Genomic DNA, 16480 nt, shown 5'->3' with positions numbered 1-16480 from the left:
TTCCCGTGTGGACGCACCGGCGAGACCGTGGTGGCAGACGACGAAGACGCCGCGCCAAGGCTTCGTCATGGGTGGGGCCTGGCTGTTTCTCGGTGTCGCTTACTGGGCCGTCGCGCTCGGGAAGCCGATCGGCTGGAGCGTGATCCTCGGCGCGCTGGCCACGCTCCTCGGTGCCTTCCTGCTGACGACCGCCGTGCTTCTCCGACGACGACTCCGACGCTGATCATCGCTCAGGCGAAGTCGCGGCGCTTCAGCTTGGCCCGCCGGCCGTCGGTGGCATCGCGGGGTCGGCGAGCGCGACGGGACTGCGCCGCGCCCGGGGATCGCCCCGCCACCGTCGGGCGGTGGCGGGGCGGCTCGTTCACCTCATGCGCCGGCGGCGCGCTCCCGGTCGGCCTCGGCGTCGGCGGCCCCGACCGGGGTGCCGTCGCTGTCCCGGGTGGCCTCGGACAGGTCCACGTCGGCGCCGGCCCGGGCGGCGTCGGCCGCCGCGTCGTCCGCGCCGACGACCTCACCACCGCCGGTCTCGCCGTCGTCCTCGACGAGCCGCCCGGCGGCGGCCAGCCCGATCGGTGCGTACCTGGGGTCGGTCATGTCGTCCTCCTCACCGGTTCCTGCCCCATCGGTACCCCGCGAGCGCGGCGACGAACCGACAGCAGCGCCCCGGCGGCGGCCAGCGCCACCCCGACCCCGGCCGCGTACCCGGGCAGGCTCGCCGGGATGCCCAGGTAGACGGTGATGCCGAGGATGCGCGACAGCCCCCACGGCAGCAACGCCATCTGGTCGTTCCACACCGTCAGCGCGCGTTCCGGGCCGATCCACGCGACCAGCCCGGCGAGCACCGCCAGCGGCACCCCGGCCGCGGTGAGCACCAGCCCGGCGGCGCGGCGCCGGGTCACGCCGTAGCGGTCGCGCAGGACCAGCGCGGTCGCCACGAACAGCCAGCAGAACGCCGCCACCGCGACGGTCAGGTAGACCGCCCGGCGGCCCGGCGCGGTCCAGAACACCATCCAGTAGCCGCCCGGCCCGCGCGCGGCCAGCACCGCCAGCAGCAGCACACTGCGCAGCAGCACCACCCCGCCGACGACCGCCCAGAGCGCGAACGGGTCGCGCCGGCCCACCGCCGGCCGCGCCACGAGCGCGAACAGCGCCCACCCGCCGAGCGTGACCAGCAGGTGCGCGGGGGCGGCGAACCAGGTGAACACCAGCCGGCTCGCCACCAGCACCACCGCCGGGACCAGCCAGACCAGCACCCGGTCCGGTCTCGACAGCGGCGCCGGCAGCCCGGCCGTCCGCCACGGGCGCAGCGCGCCGATCAGCAGCGCCCGCGCCGCCGCACCGCCCGGCCCGCGCCCGCGCAGGCCGAGCCCCACCACCACCGCGACCAGCACCAGCAGCGCCCGCGCCGCCCAGGCCATCGCCGGGTCGCGGTCCGCCCGCCGCGCGCCGAGGTCGGCCGCCGTGAAGCGGTACGCCGGCAGGTCGACGTCCCCGCCGAAGCGCTGCCGGTGGCGGTCCCGCGCCTCCCGGTAGGCCCCGGCGGCCGACCGCCAGTCGGCGTACGCGTCGGCGGAACCGGTGTCCAGCCACTGCGCGTGCCGCAGCACCATGGTGCGGTAGGCGGCCAGCGTCTCGAACAGGTCCACCTGGTAGTCGAGCGTGTCGACGAAGCGCTGCCGCAGCGTGGCGTCCCGCCACGTCGCCGGGTCGGTGCCGGCCACCAGCGCCCGCATCCGCCGGGCCGTCGCCACCGCCGCGCCACCCTCGGCGACCGCCGCGTCGACCCGGTCGCCGGTCACCGCGTAGATGCTGTCCAGCGCCGCCGAGTCACCGGTCGGGATGTCCCACTCGAAGATCCACATCATCGGCGGCGGTTCCAGCCCGAGCGCGCGCACCGACGTGTCCGCGTACGGGCCGACGTAGAGGCCGGTGGTGACCGCCGCACGGGACAACGCCATCGCCTGCCCGACCGCCGCCACGGTGGCCGGATCGCCGGAGAACGTCCGGTACGCCCAGTCGGCCGTGACCTGCGCCGGGTCGGTGTCCGGGTCCCAGGCCAGCCGCGCCACCGCGTACGTGTTCAGGTCGTAGAGCTGCCAGAAGCCGGCGCGCAGGTAGAGCGACATCGGGCCGGCGCGCAGCGGACCGCCGTCCTGGGTCCAGTTCCACACGCCCTCGACGTGCGGGTTCGCGGCGAGGAACGCGCGCAGCGCGGCCCGGTGCAGGGGGCCGAGGTCGTTGGGCAGCGCGCCGAACCCCTCGAACTCGCGCCGGGCCTGGAACTCCACGATCCGCCGCTGCGTGCCGCCCAACAGCGTGGTGTTGAGCGGCAGGTGGCTGTAGAAGTCGCCCTGGGTGTACTTGGTGGACACCACGAGGTGCGGGTCGTCGAACCCGCCGAGCACCTCGGCATACGACTCGGGGTTGGTGTGCAGGTCGCCGACCTCGCCCACGCCGACCGTCCAGGTGCGGAAGATGATCTCCTTGCCGGCGGGTCCCGCCGTGTCGAGCAGCGCCCGCAGCATCGCGCGCACACCCTCGGCGGTGGTGACCGCCAGCTTGGAGGTGTAGTCCCAGCCGCTGCCCGCGTACACCTCGCCGCCCTCGCCGACGCGGACCATCAGCCCGGCGACGAACGGCATCCCCGCGAACAGCTCGGCCAGCCCGGCCCGGTAGACCGCCCACAGTCGGGGGTCGCCGGTGTCGAGCCCGCCGACGGTCCGCTCCAGGTACGCCTCCAGCGGCGGCGACACCGCGAGCATGTCGGTGAGCAGGAAGACCCTGAGCCCCATCCGGTCGGCGTACCGGAAGACCGGCCCGAACGCCGCCACCATCGCCCGCGCCCGGTCCAGGTGCGGGTCGCCGGCCGGATAGACTGCGTGCCCGTCGCCGACGCCGGAGAACGTGACGTATTCCAGGAAGCCGGGCACCACGACGCCGTTGTAGCCCTGCGCCACGGCGTGGTCGACGAACTGCCGGAACTGCGCCTCGATCCGGCCCACCGCGGCGGCGTCCACCCACGGCGCGTGGGGCAGCAGGGCCGGCGTGACCACGTCGGTGTTCAGCCGATAGTCGTCGCCGGCCGCGAACGCCGCCGGATCCGGCTCGCGGCCCACCGAACCCGCGTCGGTCAGCCGCAGCCCCAACCGGGGCGCGACCGGGCGGCCGACCTCCGCCGCCGGCAGCACCTCGGCGCCCGAGCGGATCCGGTCGGCCAGCCGGTAGAGCCCGGCCGCGACGCCCGCCAGGTCGCCGGTGACGCTCAGTTCCTTCCGGCTGACGCCGATCCGGTACACCTCCGGGGCCCCGCCGGCGCGCAGTTCCGCCCGCAGCCTGGTCACGGCCGACATGCTCGTCGTACTCGGGCCGGTGCTCACGGCCGGTCCGGTTCCGTCCGGTCCGGTTCCGTCCGGTCCGGTTCCGTCCGGGCCGACCGTGCCCGGGTTCGTGCCGGTGCCGGTGCCGGTGCCGGTGGTTGTGGTCGGGGCCGGTGCGGGCGGACCGGTCCGGGTCACCGTGGGGCGGGGACGGCCCCGGGCGGCGAGCGCGTCGGCGACCGCTGTGGCGGCCTTGACCGCGCGGAGCTGGTCCGGCACCACGATCGAGGTCAGCGGCGGCACCGGCGCCGGTGCCCGGGGCGGCGCGGCGACGGCCGTCTCGGCCGGCACGTCGGCCGGGGTGTGGCTCAGCCCCAACGCGTCGTCGACACCCCAGGCGACGCCCGCGCCGAACAGCAGCGCCACCACGACGGCGGCGACCAGCCGGTACGGGCGCCGAACCTGAGGCACGCTCGCATCCTAGCGCCGGCGGCTGCCGCCCAGCCCGCGCCGAGCGGGAGATCTTGGAACGGCAGGGCCCCGATGAGGGCCATTTCCTTCCACCAAGATCTCTCCGGGCTCCATGATGTGGGAGGTCAATCTCGTGAGGTGAAAGTCAGCTCGCCGGGTAGGGGTTCTCTGCCAGCAGGTGGGCTAGGTGGGCGGCGTTCGCGGCGACCGTCTTCGTGGTGCTGCCGGTGGTGTCCGGCTTTGGCCCGGCGTCCCGATAGTCGACGCTTCCCATGGCCTCGCCCACCCAGTAGGTCGACGCGGTAGCGGCGGCCGTGAAACCGGCATCGTTGAGCGCCTGCAACACCTCGGCGGCGACGTGGTGCGCGCCGTCCTCGTTGCCGACCACGGCGACGGCGGCGACCTTGCCGAACGTGAGCAGTCGTCCCTGCTCGTCGGTCTCGGAGAGTTCGGCGTCGAGGCGCTCCAGCACCATCTTGCAGACGCTGGACGGCTGGCCCAACCAGATCGGCGTCGCGATCACCAGGATCTGCGCAGCCATGATCTTCTCCCGGATCGTCGGCCACTCGTCGCCGTCGCCCTCGTCGAGCGTGACGCCGAACTTGACGTGGTGGTCGACCACCCGAACCACGTCGTGGTCGGCCAGCGCGGTCAGCGACCATGGTCGAGGAAGGCGAGCGTGACGGCGGCGAACAGCGGGGAGTCGTGCACGTCGTAGTGGCTCAGGCCGGGCAGGATCGCCAGCGCGTGCCCGCCCGCCGGGCGACCCTCGCCGGCCCAACCGCCGTCGCGCAGCCCGCCGTCGAGCAGCTTGAACACGTCGACGTAGTGGCTCGGCGGGGCCATGTCGGCGTCGGCGGCGACCACAAGCGTCGGCACCCGCAGGCCCCGGACCTGCTCGGTGAAGTCGAAGTCCGCCCGCATCGCCTCGCCGATCTTGTCGAGCAGCCGGGGGAAGTCCTCCGGACGCGGCGCCACCCGCTGGTACAGCTCGTACATCGGGGTTTCCCTCATGAATTCGGCTGCCGCGCCGTTGACCTGGCCCTGCTGCGCCAGCATCTCCGGGTAAATGGCGTCGCGGCGGATGTTGGCCGACGCGGAAACCAGCCGGCCCACCTTCTCCGGGTGCCGGAACGCCACGTGCATCGCCACCCCGCCGCCGAGGGAGAAGCCGACCAGGTCCGGCCGGTCCAGGCCCAGGTGGTCGATGAGCGCGGCGATGTCGTCGGCCATCAGCGCGAAGTCGAGCGGCCGGTCGACGTCGGCGGTGCGGCCGTGCCCCTGGAGGTCGACCAGGATCACCTGGTGTTCGGCAGCCAGGACGGGCAGGATCGGCGCGAACATCTCGCCGGAGCCGAGCCCGCCGTGCAGCAGGATCATCGGCCGTCCGGCGCCGTGCGTCTCGACGTAGAGGCGGATGCCGTTCACGTCGGCGTACTGCCCCGGGGCGTTGGTCTCAACGGTGGTCATCGGGTACTCCTTCGGTGTTCCGTGGTGACGAACCATGGACCGGGCGGACGCGGCGAACTCATCGGTGCGCGCCGGGTGCTCGCGTTCGCGCAGCATGTGGTCTAGTTTCGAACAGGTGAGCGAGGTGGCGAGCGTCCCTGTGGAGACGCAACTCGAGGCATACCGACCGGAGCTGACCGGCTACTGCTACCGGATGCTGGGCTCGGCGTTCGAGGCCGAGGACGCGGTGCAGGACACGTTCGTCCGGGCCTGGCGCAACTTCGACCGCTTCGAGGGGCGGTCCGCGCTGCGGACCTGGCTCTACCGGATCGCGACCAACGTCTGCCTGAACATGACCGCCAGCGCGCAGCGCCGGGTCCGCCCGATGGACCTCGGCCCCGCCGGCAGCGGCACCGCGACGCATCCGGGCGAGCCGCGCCCGGAACAGATCTGGCTCGGCCCGGTGCCGGACGACCGGGTGCTGGCCTCGGCCGGTGACCCGGCCGAGGTGGTCGCCGGGCGGGAGTCCGTCCGGCTGGCGTTCGTCGCCGCGTTGCAGCACCTTCCGCCGAAGCAGCGGGCCGTGCTCATCCTGCGCGAGGTGCTGGCCTGGTCGGCCCAGGAGGTCGCGGAACTGCTCGACACGTCGGTGGCGAGCGTGAACAGCGCCCTGCAACGGGCCCGGGCCACCATCGCGTCCGCCGACACCGGCGCCGAGGTGCGCCGCCCGCTCGACGAAGAGCAGCAGGCGCTGCTGGCCCGCTACGTGCGCGCGTTCGAGGAATACGACCTGACGGCGCTCACCGCGCTGCTGCACGAGGACGCGACGCTGTCGATGCCGCCGGTGCCGCTGTGGATGCGCGGTCCCGACGACATCGTGGCCTGGATGACCGGCACCGGCAGCGGCTGCCGCGGCTCCCGCCTGGTGCCGGTGGCCGCCAACGGCATGCCGGCGTTCGGGCAGTACCGGCGCGACCCCGACTCAGGGCACGTGCCCTGGTCGCTGATCGTGATCGGGCTCTCCGGCGGCCGGATCACCTCGCTCAACCACTTCCTCGACACCGACCGCCTGTTCCCGCTCTTCGGGCTGCCGGACCGGCTCGAGGAGGGTGTCGGCCAGCCCGAGCAGGCCGGCCAGATCGCCTAGGTCCACGGTCGCGCCCCGGATCTCCAGCCGCCACCCGAACCGCCGGGCGGTCAGCCGGAGCCGGGCCAGGGTCTCGACCGTGACCAGGTCCGGCCGGGTCACGGCGGACACGTCGCAGACCACCACCCCCCGGTCGCGGCCCCGCAGCGCCCCGGCCAGCTCGGCACAACGGACCGCGATGTCCGCGCGGGTCGGCGTCGGACCGGCCAGCCGGAGCACGAGGGTGGTCACGCCGATAAGACCGGCGTACGGCCCCGTACTCATCGCTCTCGTGGAAGGCGAGGACCATGACGACGTACGCCCCGGTGGGGTTGCCGCGCTGGGACCCGCAGGTCGGTCCGGGCGCCCTGCCGGCGGAGATCGCCGACTGGGCGACCTCGGCCGCCATGCGCGAGCTGGTGGAGTGCTTCGGGGAGGCGTGGCCGACCGGCGACGTGCTCGACGGGCTGGTCGAGATCTCGGCCCGACACTGGGACTTCCGCCGCGGCGGCGAACGCGCCACCGCCCTGCGCCGGGAGTTCCCGGCCGACGTGACCGAGCGGGTACGCGCGGCGGCCGGCGCGCTCGGCCTGCGCCACCGCGACACGCCGAGCCGGGACCGGTACGACCACGTCCTCATCCACGGCGGCCTGTTCCGCAGCTGCCTGCTCCGGGCCCGGTACGCGGCCACACTGCTCGACCGGCACCTCACCGGCGGAACCGTGTGCGGCCTGGGCAGCGTCCGGCCGACCTCCGAGCCGGAGCGGGCCCTGGCGGCGGAACGGGGCGCGGACGACTGCCCCACCGAGTTCGCCGCCATGGACTTCGCGGTCCGCTCGGCGTTCCCCGACCTCCGCCGGCTGGCCCGCGACTCGTCCCTGCGCCACGACTACGAGACGCCCGACGGCCGGCGCCTGAGCGTGCTGGCGGCGCCCTCGTCCGACCCGGCCCGGCGCGCCAACACCGCCGACACCTGCGCGTTCTGGGCCGGGTCACGGTCGGTACCGGTGGCGGGGGAGAGCGTCCTGCTCGTCACCACCGAGCACTTCGTGCCGTTCCAGCAGGCCGATGCGATCCGGACGCTGGGCATCCCGTACGGGTGCGCGGTGGAGACGGTCGGCCTCGACCCGGCGACCGCGCCGGACGCGCGCCTGCGGGCGCCGTTGACCACCGTCGAGTACCTCCAGGAGATCCGCTCGGCGATCCGCTCCATGCGGCTGCTCCGCCTCGCCGCGATGTAAGGAGGGGCCCCCGCTTAACGCATTCTGCATAGGAGGGGGCCCCTGTTAACAACCGCCGGCGCCGGGATCGACCGGTCGGTGCGGGTTCAGGCCGGCCGGGGCCGGTAGCGCACGTCGACAGCGGACGTGGGGCCGTCACCGCCGACCCGGTCCAGGCGGATCGGGACACCACCGGGGTTGTCGTAGAGGCGGATCCCGTCGCCGAGCAGGATCGGCGCGATGTGCAGGTCGATCTCGTCGATCAGGCCCCGCTGGAGCAGTTGCCGGCCGATGCTCGACGAGAACACCTCGACGTTCTTGCCGTCGGCGGCGTCGAGCGCGATCCGTACCGCCTCGGCCGGGTCGCAGTCGAGGAACGTGACGCCCTCGGTGGGCTCCGCGTCCTCAGGATGGTGGGTGAGCACGAAGACCCGCCCCTGCCAGGCGCCGCCGTACGGGCGGTGGTAGCTCGGGGCGGCGTCGAACGCGCTGCGGCCGGCCAGCACCGCACCGGTCGTCGCGACGTACTCGTCGATCAGACCCGGGCGCACCGTGAAGCCGGTCATCCACTCCATCTCGTGGTGCGGGCCGGCCACGAAGCCGTCCAACGACATGGTGAAGTGCCAGAGCACCTTGCCCGCAGCGGTCTGCGGCTCCGGACGAGGATCGGTCGCTGCTGCCGTCATCGATTGCCTCCAGGCCGTCGGCGCAATTTCCGCCGGTCATCTTGCCGGACGCAGTTACATCGACGTTAACTGCTATACCAATCATCGGTGCACGGCTATATGATCCGCGGTAGCTCAGCCCGACGCCTCACGAAACAGCAGCTCCAGCACGCCTCAGACCGCCCGCCGCGCCAGGTGCAGCGCAATGGTGGACGGTCCGACCGGCCGCGCCGAAATTGGCTCGGAAATTGCCCGGCGCTGCGTCAGCCTGCCGGAAAGGTGGGAACGGATGACGACGGTCCCGTCCTTGGTCATCGGCATCGCGACAACGGCCACCGAGCGCCGGCAGCTCGCCCAGCTGCTCGGCGGCACCGAGACGTTCCTGATCGTCTCCAGTGCCCACCAGGCCCGCCGGTTCCTCGACCTGGTCCGCCGGCCGGGCAACCGGGCGCCCGTGACCCCGACCGCCGCGCCGACGACCACGACGGACGGGCCCGTTCTCGCGGGCGCCGAGCCTGAGCGGTCGCCTACTGACGCGGCCCCGGCCGCCGCGCCGACGACCACGACGGACGGGCCCGTTCTCGCGGGCGCCGAGCCTGAGCGGTCGCCTACTGACGCGGCCCCGGTTGATGCTGACGCGGCCCCGGTGGATGTCGACGCTGTTCCGGTGGATGCCGGCGTGGTTCCGGTGGGCGCCGGAGTGGTCCGGGTGGATGCCGGCGCGGTCCCGGTGCGTGCCGGGAGGGGGCGCCTGGTTGACGACGTCGCCGCCGGGTTGGCCGGTCCGTCCGCACCGGAGCTGGCCGTCGACTCCGACCGGCGAGTGTTGCGCTGGCGTGAACGGGAGGTCGGGTTGACGCCGCTGGAGCACGACCTGCTGGTCTGTCTCAACGGCACCCCGGGTCAGGTGTGGACGTACGCCCGGCTGCACCGCACGGTCTGGGGCAACGACCACCTCGGCCGGCGCTCCGACATGCACTCGGTGGTCCGCCGCCTTCGGCACAAGCTGGGCCGCCTGGACGCCGCCGCCACGATCCACGCCGTCCGAGGCGTCGGCTTCCGCCTGGCCCCCTCCTCCTGACCCACCCTCGCCCTCGTGCCGGCCGCAGCGCGATCAAGGAGTTTGCGTCGTCACCCGGCCCTTCGAGCGACCCAAACTCCTTGATCACCGCAGCGGGGTGGGGCGGGGCGTCAGCCGGCTCGTCCCAGGTGATCATGAAGTTAGCGTGCGACAAATCGGGCACCGCGGGCGGCTAGCTTCATGATCGATTGATCTCACTCCGTGCGAGTGCGCCGATCTTGCAGTTTGGGCCCGCGGAAGATGGCTTATGTCCCCTTCGTGGGGGCCGGAAGTGCAAGATCGCCGGGCTGGGCTGGGCCGGGCCGGGCCGGGCCGGGCCGGGCCGGGCCGGGACAGGGCCGGGCCGAGGCCGGGCCGGGCCGGGACAGGGCCGGGCCGGGGTGGGGCAGGGCCGGGGCGGGGCCGGGGACGTGGAGCGGCCCGCCCGGTGGGGTGCACCGGGCGGGCCGGACCTGTCGGGCCGCTGGGTCAGCAGCGGGCGGGGGAGAGGGTGAAGTCCTCAACGGTGGGCGTGGACGAGTTGATCTTCGTCTGGCGCGTCTGGGGCTTCCAGCCGTCCTTGGCGACGATCAACGTGAGCGGGTTGTTGCGCCGGTCCATCCAGTAGGCGTACTTGCCGTCGGCGTCCGTGGTGAACGTGTAGGAGTTCGCCCAGGAGTCGACCTGGACGGTCGCGCCCGGCAGCGGGGCGGTGCCGCCCTGGCAGCTCCGGCCGGTGACCGTCCCGGAGAGCTTGCCCCAGGTGGTCGGCGGCTGCGCGATCATGGTGACCGCCACCGGCGCCACCGTGTACGGGGTGTCCTCCTTGATGACGACCGACGCCGAGTAGGTGCCCGGCTGGTCCACGTTCGCGGTCATGCCGACCGTGACCGTGACCTTCTCACCCGGTGCCAGCGTGACCTTCGACTTGTCGACGGTCAGCCAGCTGACGTCCGCCGAGCCCTCGGCGCACTCACCGAAGCCGGGCAGGACCTCGCTGTCCTTGGTGGCCGTGAAGCCGCCCGACGAGCCGCCGACCTTGTAGAACCCGCAGGCCGCGCCGCCCCGGTAGCGGGGCGCGTTGGCGTTGGGCAGGTTGGCCCAGGAGTCGGTCGCCGGGTCGTACGCGAAACCGGCGTTGGTGATGGCGCCGCCCTGCGATCCGCCGACGACCAGCAGCTTGCCGTTCGCCACCGCGTACGAGGAGGCCCAGTTGTCGGCCGGCGCGTCCGGGATGGCGGTCCAGGCGTTGGCGCCCGGGTCGAAGGCGTAACCCGACTTCTGCGAGTTGGTGCCGTCGTTGCCGCCGGTGCAGTAGACGGTGCCGTCGATCCCGCCGCAGGACAGGAACGCCACCGACTTCGGGTAGGCCGGCAGGGTCTCCCAGGTGTCCGCACCCGGGTCGTACCGGACCACCGTGTTGGACATCGGCAGGCAGTTGGCCGTGGTGCAGCCGCCGATCGCGTACAGCTTGCCGCCGGCGACCGCCTGCCCGGCCGCCGCCCGTGGCGCCGGGTTGGCCGCCTTTGCCGTCCAGGTGTTGGCCCCCGGGTCGTACGACCAGGTGGCGGCGTCCGGACCGGAGGCGCCCCAGCCGCCGGTGACGATGATCTTGCCGTCGACCACGCCGGCCGTCACGGCGTTGCGGGCGCCGGGCAGGTCGGCGATGGCGGACCAGGTCTGCGCGACCGGGTCGTACCGGTAGTTCTTCGCGCTGGACGTGGTGCCGTCGCCGCCGGCGATCGAGTAGACCTTGCCGTCGACGTTGACGACCCGGTTGTCCATCACGTTCGCCGGGTAGCCCGGGATGGCGGTCCACGGGTCCGCCTGCGGCGCGGCCGGCGCGACCGACGTGGACGACTTGCCGGACGAGCGGGCCGCGAACGACGTCCCCGCGGTCAGCCGCTGCGCCGGCGCGCCGGTCGAGCCGAGCAGCGCCTGCTCGGACAGCTGGGAGCCGTCCGCGCGTTGCAGCACGAACCCGCCGTCACGCTCGGAGAACTCGACGTTGACCGGCGCCCCGCCGGTGTTGGTCACCGTGAACGTCTTGCTGACCTTGCCGCTGGGCATCCGGGCCGTGCCGGTCAGCGACGTCGGCTGCACCGACAGCCGGCCGGCGGCCAGCTGGAAGTTGGCCGTGGTGGCCCAGTCGGTCTCGACGTCCACCTGCTTGGTCTGGCTCACGTAGTTGCCGGCGCTGGCAGTGAACGGGTGCGTGCCGGTCAGCGACGAGAACATCCAGTAGAAGCCGTCGGGCAGCTCGGTGTCGTCCGGGGTGGCGACCGTGGTGGTCTTCTCCGCCGGGCGGTCCTTGCTGGTCACCGTGGCGCCGTTGACGTAGCCGTTGTCGTTCTTGTCGCGTACGTGGCCGAGCACCAGGCCGCCGTCGACCGGCTTGCAGACGAGCTTGCTGCCGATCAGCACGTTGTCGAGCTCCCACCACCATTCCCAGCTGGCGTCGTAGTAGTGGAAGCGCACCCGCACCTGCGACTGGTCGGCCGCCTGCGGGATCGGCACCTCGGTCACCTTGGTGCGCACGTCGGCGGCCTGCCGGAGCACGTTGCTCCAGGTGGTGCCGCCGTCGAGGCTCAGGTCGACGTCCGCCCGGTCGCTGTTCAGCCAGTTGTAGTCCTGGTTGAACCGGATCACCGGGGCACTCACCCCGGTCAGGTCGACCACCGGGCTGACCAGCGAGGTGTCCTGCCGGCCGCCGCTGCCGTAGTTGTCGCTGTCGATGATGGCGAAGTTGCCGCTGCCACCGGTCAGGTTCCCGCGCTCGCCCTTGTCGTCGAACTCCCAGACCTGCCCGGTGCCGGCGTTGTCCACCACGGACCAGCCGTCCGGCACGCCGGTGCCGTCGAACGTCTCGTAGACGCCGTCGGAGCTGGTGGTGTAGCCGGGCGCGGTGGTGCACGCCTCCGGGTTCGCCGGCACCGCGATGTTCGCGGTCAGGTTGCCGGCGCCGACCGTGACCTCCTTGGTGACGGTCAGGTAGCCGGCGTACTGCGGCTCGACCTTGAGCCGGTAGGTCGCCCCGGCCGGCACCTTCAGGCTGTAGCGGCCGGTGGCGGGCGTGGTGTAGTCGGAGATCGGCGTGCCCTCGACGCTCACCTTCGCGTACAGCGGCCAGCCGTGGCCGGAGCCGTCGGTGACCTGCCCGCTGACCGTGACGCTCGGCACCGCGGTGAGCGTGACGTCGAGCGTGGTGGTGGTGTTCTTGGTGACGGTCGCGGTGAGCGTGCGGGTCGCGTACCCGAAGGCGGAGACGACGACCTGGTAGTCGCCGGCGGGCAGCAGCGAGGAGTACGTCCCGTCGGTGCCGGTGGTCAGCGTCCGGTCCGCCGCGCCGGTCAGGGTGACCGTCGCGCCGGCGATCGGCGCGCCGGACGCGTCGGTGACCTTGCCGGCGAGGGTGCCGTTGTCGCCGATCGGGGCGGCGGCGACCAGCGCGAGCGCGTCGAGGCGGCCCTCGCCGTAGACGTTGTTGTCGTCGGCGGTGCCGCCGCACTGCGTGTCGGCCTTGTCGACCGCCGTGTCGTTCAGCAACGCGCGGGTCGCCGTGACGTCACCGACCAGGGTGGGCGCCGCGGACCAGAGCAGCGCGATCGCGCCGGCCAGGTGCGGCGCCGCCATCGAGGTGCCGCTGATGCTGGCGTACGAGTTGTTCGGCACGCTGGAGCGCACGTTCACACCGGGCGCCGAGATGTTCGGCTTGATCTCGCCGTTCTGCCCGGTGCCCCGGGACGAGAAGCTGGCGATGTTGTTGTTGATGTCGTACGCGCCGGCCGAATAGTTGCTGGCCAGGCTGCCCGGTGAGCCGCTGGTCTGGCAGGACGGGCCGTTGTTGCCGTTGGACCAGACCCCGAAGATGCCGGAGGCGGTCCAGGCGTTGGTGACGTCCTCCATGAACGGCTCGTTGGACGGCTGCGTGGTGCCCCACGAGTTGTTGATGATGTTGGGGCGCTTGCTGGCGTCCGGGTTCTGCCCGTTCAGGTCGGTGGGCTCCAGCATCCACTGCCCGGAGGAGATCAGCGCGGCGTCGGTCGGGCAGCACCCGTTCGCGGCGATCCACTTGACCTCGGGGGCGACGCCGATCTGGTTGGCGCCGTCCGAGCCGGCCATGGTGCCCATGGTGTGGGTGCCGTGCCCGTCGGAGTCACACGGCGCGGTGGCGCACTCGCCGGCCGCGTCGTACCAGTTGTAGTTGTGGTCGAAGGTGCCGTCGCCGTTGTTGCCCCGGTAGGAGTTCACCAGCGCCGGGTGGTCGAACTGCACCCCGCTGTCGATGCTGGCCACGGTGATGCCGGCGCCCTTGACGCCGTACTGGGACCAGACGTCGTCGGCGTTGATGTTGGCGATGCCCCACTCCAGGGCGTTCGTCGACTTCTCGTTGGTGCCGGGGGTGGTCTCCGGCAGCTTGTAGTCGACCGGTGCGTAGATGCCGTCCACCTCGGCGTGGGCGGCGAAGTTCTGCGCCATGGTCAGCGAACCGCCACTGACCTTGATGGCGTTGGTGGCCCAGAACGTCTGGTATTTCGTACCCGAGCGGTCCAGCTCGGCGCGGATCTTCGCCTGGCTGTCGGCGGCGGTCTTCTTCAGCGTCGCGGCCACCGCGGCGCCCCGCTGGTCCCAGTCCTTGACCGCGGTGGCCTTGCCCAGGTCGGCCCGGTCGGCGAAGTGGATCCAGAAGTCGCCCTCGCTCTTGCCCTGGAGCTGACGGGTGACCTCGGGGCGGATCTTGTCACCGGCGGACGCGCCGGCGCCGGTGCCGGCCTGCGCGGGAGCGCCGGTGGCGGCCAGCGCGGTCGCGGCGAGGAGCAGTGCGGCTCCCGCGCTCACCAGCCGCCGGGCCGGGCCCCTTCCGTGTGGACGTCTCAGCATCGGTGCTGCCTCCTCCAGAATGACCCGCGGATGATCGAGCCATGACGGAAGGGCCAGGAGCACGCGCTCCCGACTGGTCACACCGGTTTGAAACGAACCCCCCAGGCCCCCTAGGCGCCGTGCGGGTCTACGCCGGTCACCTGTGTGGACACTATGATCGACACCAAGGGCGATCAATGACCGTACGTGAGCAACTTGTCACCAACAGGTTTACCGATCGAGGGCCCGGTTGACAGTCATTGTCACGGTGGGGGCACGGTGACCGACGACAACTCGAATACCACCTCCGCCGGCACCGACCCGGCGGAGCATCCCTTCTCGCTCGTGATCGGCGTGACGCCGTCCCCGGCCGAGCGGCTGCGGCTCACCGAGCTGCTGGACGGCGTGGCACCGCTGTTGCTGGTGGCCGACCTGGACGAGCTGCGCGAGCTGATCGCCCCCGCGGAGGACGTCAGGCGAGGGCCCCCGTTGTCGCCTTCGGAGGTGGCGGGGCCCCCGCCCGACACCCCGCCCGACGGCGCGCTGGTGATCGACGCGGCCCGGTCCACCGCCCGCTGGGGCGACCGGGAGGTCACCCTGACCCGGCTGGAACGCGACCTGCTCACCTGCCTGACCACCGAGCCGGTACGGGTGTGGAGCTACGCCGAAGTGCACCACGCGGTCTGGCACGACGCGCCGAACCGGCGCCGCGCCGACGTGCAGTCCCTGGTCAAACGGCTGCGCCGCAAGCTCGACGAGCTGGGCACCGGGGTCACGGTCGTCGCCGTACGCGGCGTCGGGCTGCGGCTGACCGACCATCGCCGCCCCAGCGTGCGCGGCAGCTGACGGCCGAGAGGGAAAGATGGTGGACATGTCACGCTGGCGTTGGCTCCTGGCGGACCAGCTGGGTCCCCACTTCCTCGACGACGACGCGCAACGCGTCCTGCTGGTGGAGACCCGGTCGCTGTTCGCCCACCGGCCGCTGCACCGGCAGAAGGCACACCTGACCCTGTCCGCGCTGCGGCACCGGGCCGCGGAACTCGGCGACCGGGCGCGACTGGTCCGCGCCGACACCTTCCGCGAGGCGCTCACCGCCCTCGGCGAGCCGGTCGAGGTGGTGCACCCGCCGTCGCGGGCGGCGCTCGCGTTCGCCCGTACCGTCGACGGGTTGACCGTGCTGCCGCCACGCGGCTTCGTCACCGACCGGGCCGACTTCGCGGCCTGGGCCGACCGGCGGCGCGGCCAGCTCCGGATGGCCGACTTCTACCGGTACGCGCGCGGCCGGCACGGCGTGCTGCGGGACCTGCCCGCCCCGGGACGCCGACCCCGCAACCGCACGCCGGTCGAGGCGCCGCCACCGCCGCCGATCGTCGAGGACGACATCGACGCGCAGGTGCGCCGCGACCTGGACCGCTGGCAGGCCGAGGGGATCCGGTTCGTCGGACGGGACGCGCCGCGGCGCTACCCGGCCACACACGCCGAGGCGCAGGCCCGGCTCACCCACTTCCTCGACCACCGGCTGCCCGCGTACGCCGACACCGAGGGCGTGCTCGGCGACGGCGACGGCCGGCTCGCACACAGCATGCTGTCGTCCTCGTTCAACAGCGGCCTGCTCCACCCGGAACCGGCGATCCGGGCCGCCGAGCGCGCCGGCCGCACCGGCGCCGCGCCGGCGGCGGCGGTGCACCGGTTCGTGCGCGGCCTGTTCGGCTGGCGCGAGTTCCTGTGGCAGCTCTACTGGTACTTCGAGCCGCGCTACCGGGGCACCGGTTGGCTCGGCGCCACCCGGCCGCTGCCCGAGTGGTTCGACCGGCTCGACGCGGACGCGGTGGAGGCGCGCTGCCTCGCCGACGTGCTCGCCGGCGTGCGCGACACCGGATGGGCGCACCAGACCGCCCGGCTGACCGTGCTCGGCAACTACGGCCTGCAACGCGGCTGGCGCCCCGCCGAGCTGGCCGACTGGTTCCGGCGCAGCTTCGTCGACGGCACCGACTGGGTCATGAACGCCACCGTCATCGGCATGAGCCAGTACGCCGACCTGGCCCGCATCGACAGCCACCCGTGGGCGTTCGACGGCGCGCACCTGGACCGGGCCGGCGCACCCTGCGGCGGCTGCCGCTACGTGCCGAAGGTGACGCTCGGCGACGACGCGTGCCCGTACACCGGCGGTTTCGAGGCGTTCCTGCACCGCAACCGGGAGCGACTCGCGGCCGACCCGCGCCTCGCCGCCGAGCTGGCCGAGCGCACCGACCCGCAGCGCCGCGACGCGGTGCTGGCCCAGGAGGAGAAGCGCGGCGACGAGGCGCCCTGAA

The 16480-nt window shown here is 73.0% G+C and carries 12 protein-coding genes and 1 pseudogene; 6 read left to right on the top strand and 7 right to left on the bottom strand.

Annotation, left to right across the window (positions count from 1 at the left end; genetic code table 11):
* The first annotated feature begins 7 nt into the window (after window positions 1–7).
* A complete protein-coding gene (locus tag O7598_RS19970) occupies window positions 8–223 on the top strand; it encodes a hypothetical protein (protein WP_269692843.1) in 216 nt (71 codons plus the stop codon).
* Window positions 224–366: 143 nt separating this feature from the next.
* Here O7598_RS19970 and O7598_RS19965 read toward each other — a convergent pair whose 3' ends face one another.
* The 4 genes from O7598_RS19965 to O7598_RS19950 form a co-directional block, all read right to left on the bottom strand.
* On the bottom strand, window positions 367–594 hold the full coding sequence (locus O7598_RS19965) for a hypothetical protein (RefSeq protein ID WP_269692842.1): 228 nt from the start codon (window positions 592–594) through the stop codon (window positions 367–369).
* Window positions 591–3788 (bottom strand): hypothetical protein, encoded by a 3198-nt coding sequence (locus O7598_RS19960; protein ID WP_269692841.1) that lies wholly within the window; start codon window positions 3786–3788, stop codon window positions 591–593. Before O7598_RS19960 ends, O7598_RS19965 begins: the two co-directional genes overlap by 4 nt.
* 145 nt (window positions 3789–3933) lie before the next feature.
* Entirely contained in the window at window positions 3934–4419 is a 486-nt protein-coding gene (locus O7598_RS19955; protein ID WP_269692840.1) for a flavodoxin family protein, read from the bottom strand.
* Window positions 4420–4439: 20 nt separating this feature from the next.
* Window positions 4440–5258: an alpha/beta fold hydrolase gene (locus O7598_RS19950; RefSeq protein ID WP_269692839.1), complete on the bottom strand. Its 819-nt coding sequence runs from the start codon at window positions 5256–5258 to the stop codon at window positions 4440–4442.
* A gap of 94 nt (window positions 5259–5352) precedes the next feature.
* Between O7598_RS19950 and O7598_RS19945 the strand changes: the two genes are divergently transcribed.
* On the top strand, window positions 5353–6384 hold the full coding sequence (locus tag O7598_RS19945) for a sigma-70 family RNA polymerase sigma factor (RefSeq protein ID WP_091071410.1): 1032 nt from the start codon (window positions 5353–5355) through the stop codon (window positions 6382–6384).
* A 30-nt stretch (window positions 6385–6414) separates the two neighbouring features.
* Here O7598_RS19945 and O7598_RS31485 read toward each other — a convergent pair.
* Window positions 6415–6648, bottom strand: a pseudogene (locus tag O7598_RS31485) (hypothetical protein); the annotation flags it as partial.
* Between the two features lie 23 nt (window positions 6649–6671).
* Between O7598_RS31485 and O7598_RS19940 the strand changes: the two are divergent.
* A complete protein-coding gene (locus tag O7598_RS19940; RefSeq protein WP_269692838.1) occupies window positions 6672–7604 on the top strand; it encodes a hypothetical protein in 933 nt (310 codons plus the stop codon).
* An 86-nt stretch (window positions 7605–7690) separates the two neighbouring features.
* On the opposite strand, the gene O7598_RS19935 is transcribed toward O7598_RS19940, so the two are convergent.
* Window positions 7691–8269 (bottom strand): dihydrofolate reductase family protein, encoded by a 579-nt coding sequence (locus O7598_RS19935; RefSeq protein WP_269692837.1) that lies wholly within the window; start codon window positions 8267–8269, stop codon window positions 7691–7693.
* Window positions 8270–8537: 268 nt separating this feature from the next.
* Here O7598_RS19935 and O7598_RS19930 point away from each other — a divergent pair, with 268 nt between their 5' ends.
* Window positions 8538–9329 (top strand): winged helix-turn-helix domain-containing protein, encoded by a 792-nt coding sequence (locus O7598_RS19930; RefSeq protein WP_269692836.1) that lies wholly within the window; start codon window positions 8538–8540, stop codon window positions 9327–9329.
* Between the two features lie 468 nt (window positions 9330–9797).
* Here the strand turns inward: O7598_RS19930 and O7598_RS19925 are convergent, their stop codons facing one another.
* Window positions 9798–14189 carry a S8 family serine peptidase gene (locus tag O7598_RS19925; protein WP_269692835.1) on the bottom strand — a complete coding sequence of 1464 codons (4392 nt, stop codon included), beginning with the start codon at window positions 14187–14189 and terminating at the stop codon, window positions 9798–9800.
* A 258-nt stretch (window positions 14190–14447) separates the two neighbouring features.
* Between O7598_RS19925 and O7598_RS19920 the strand changes: the two genes are divergently transcribed.
* Window positions 14448–15014 (top strand): winged helix-turn-helix domain-containing protein, encoded by a 567-nt coding sequence (locus tag O7598_RS19920; RefSeq protein WP_269692834.1) that lies wholly within the window; start codon window positions 14448–14450, stop codon window positions 15012–15014.
* Window positions 15015–15039: 25 nt separating this feature from the next.
* The gene (locus tag O7598_RS19915; RefSeq protein WP_269692833.1) at window positions 15040–16479 is read left to right on the top strand and encodes a cryptochrome/photolyase family protein; all 1440 of its coding nucleotides are present in this window, start codon (window positions 15040–15042) and stop codon (window positions 16477–16479) included.
* The last annotated feature ends 1 nt before the right edge of the window (window position 16480 follow it).

Origin of the sequence: Micromonospora sp. WMMC241 (assembly GCF_027460165.1) — a bacterium.
Taxonomy (GTDB): Bacteria; Actinomycetota; Actinomycetes; order Mycobacteriales; family Micromonosporaceae; genus Micromonospora; species Micromonospora humi.
The sequence above is the reverse complement of the archived record's forward strand: the minus strand, read 5'-3'. Positions and strand labels throughout refer to the sequence as shown.

Bases quoted from the DNA above. Each gene is read 5' to 3' on its own strand.
- O7598_RS19965 (WP_269692842.1), bottom strand. From the start codon at position 594: ATGACCGACCCCAGGTACGCACCGATCGGGCTGGCCGCCGCCGGGCGG.
- O7598_RS19950 (WP_269692839.1), bottom strand. From the start codon at position 5,258: ATGACCACCGTTGAGACCAACGCCCCGGGGCAGTACGCCGACGTGAAC.
- O7598_RS19945 (WP_091071410.1), top strand. From the start codon at position 5,353: ATGTGGTCTAGTTTCGAACAGGTGAGCGAGGTGGCGAGCGTCCCTGTG.
- O7598_RS19940 (WP_269692838.1), top strand. From the start codon at position 6,672: ATGACGACGTACGCCCCGGTGGGGTTGCCGCGCTGGGACCCGCAGGTC.
- O7598_RS19935 (WP_269692837.1), bottom strand. From the start codon at position 8,269: ATGACGGCAGCAGCGACCGATCCTCGTCCGGAGCCGCAGACCGCTGCG.
- O7598_RS19930 (WP_269692836.1), top strand. From the start codon at position 8,538: ATGACGACGGTCCCGTCCTTGGTCATCGGCATCGCGACAACGGCCACC.
- O7598_RS19925 (WP_269692835.1), bottom strand. From the start codon at position 14,189: ATGCTGAGACGTCCACACGGAAGGGGCCCGGCCCGGCGGCTGGTGAGC.
- O7598_RS19915 (WP_269692833.1), top strand. From the start codon at position 15,040: ATGTCACGCTGGCGTTGGCTCCTGGCGGACCAGCTGGGTCCCCACTTC.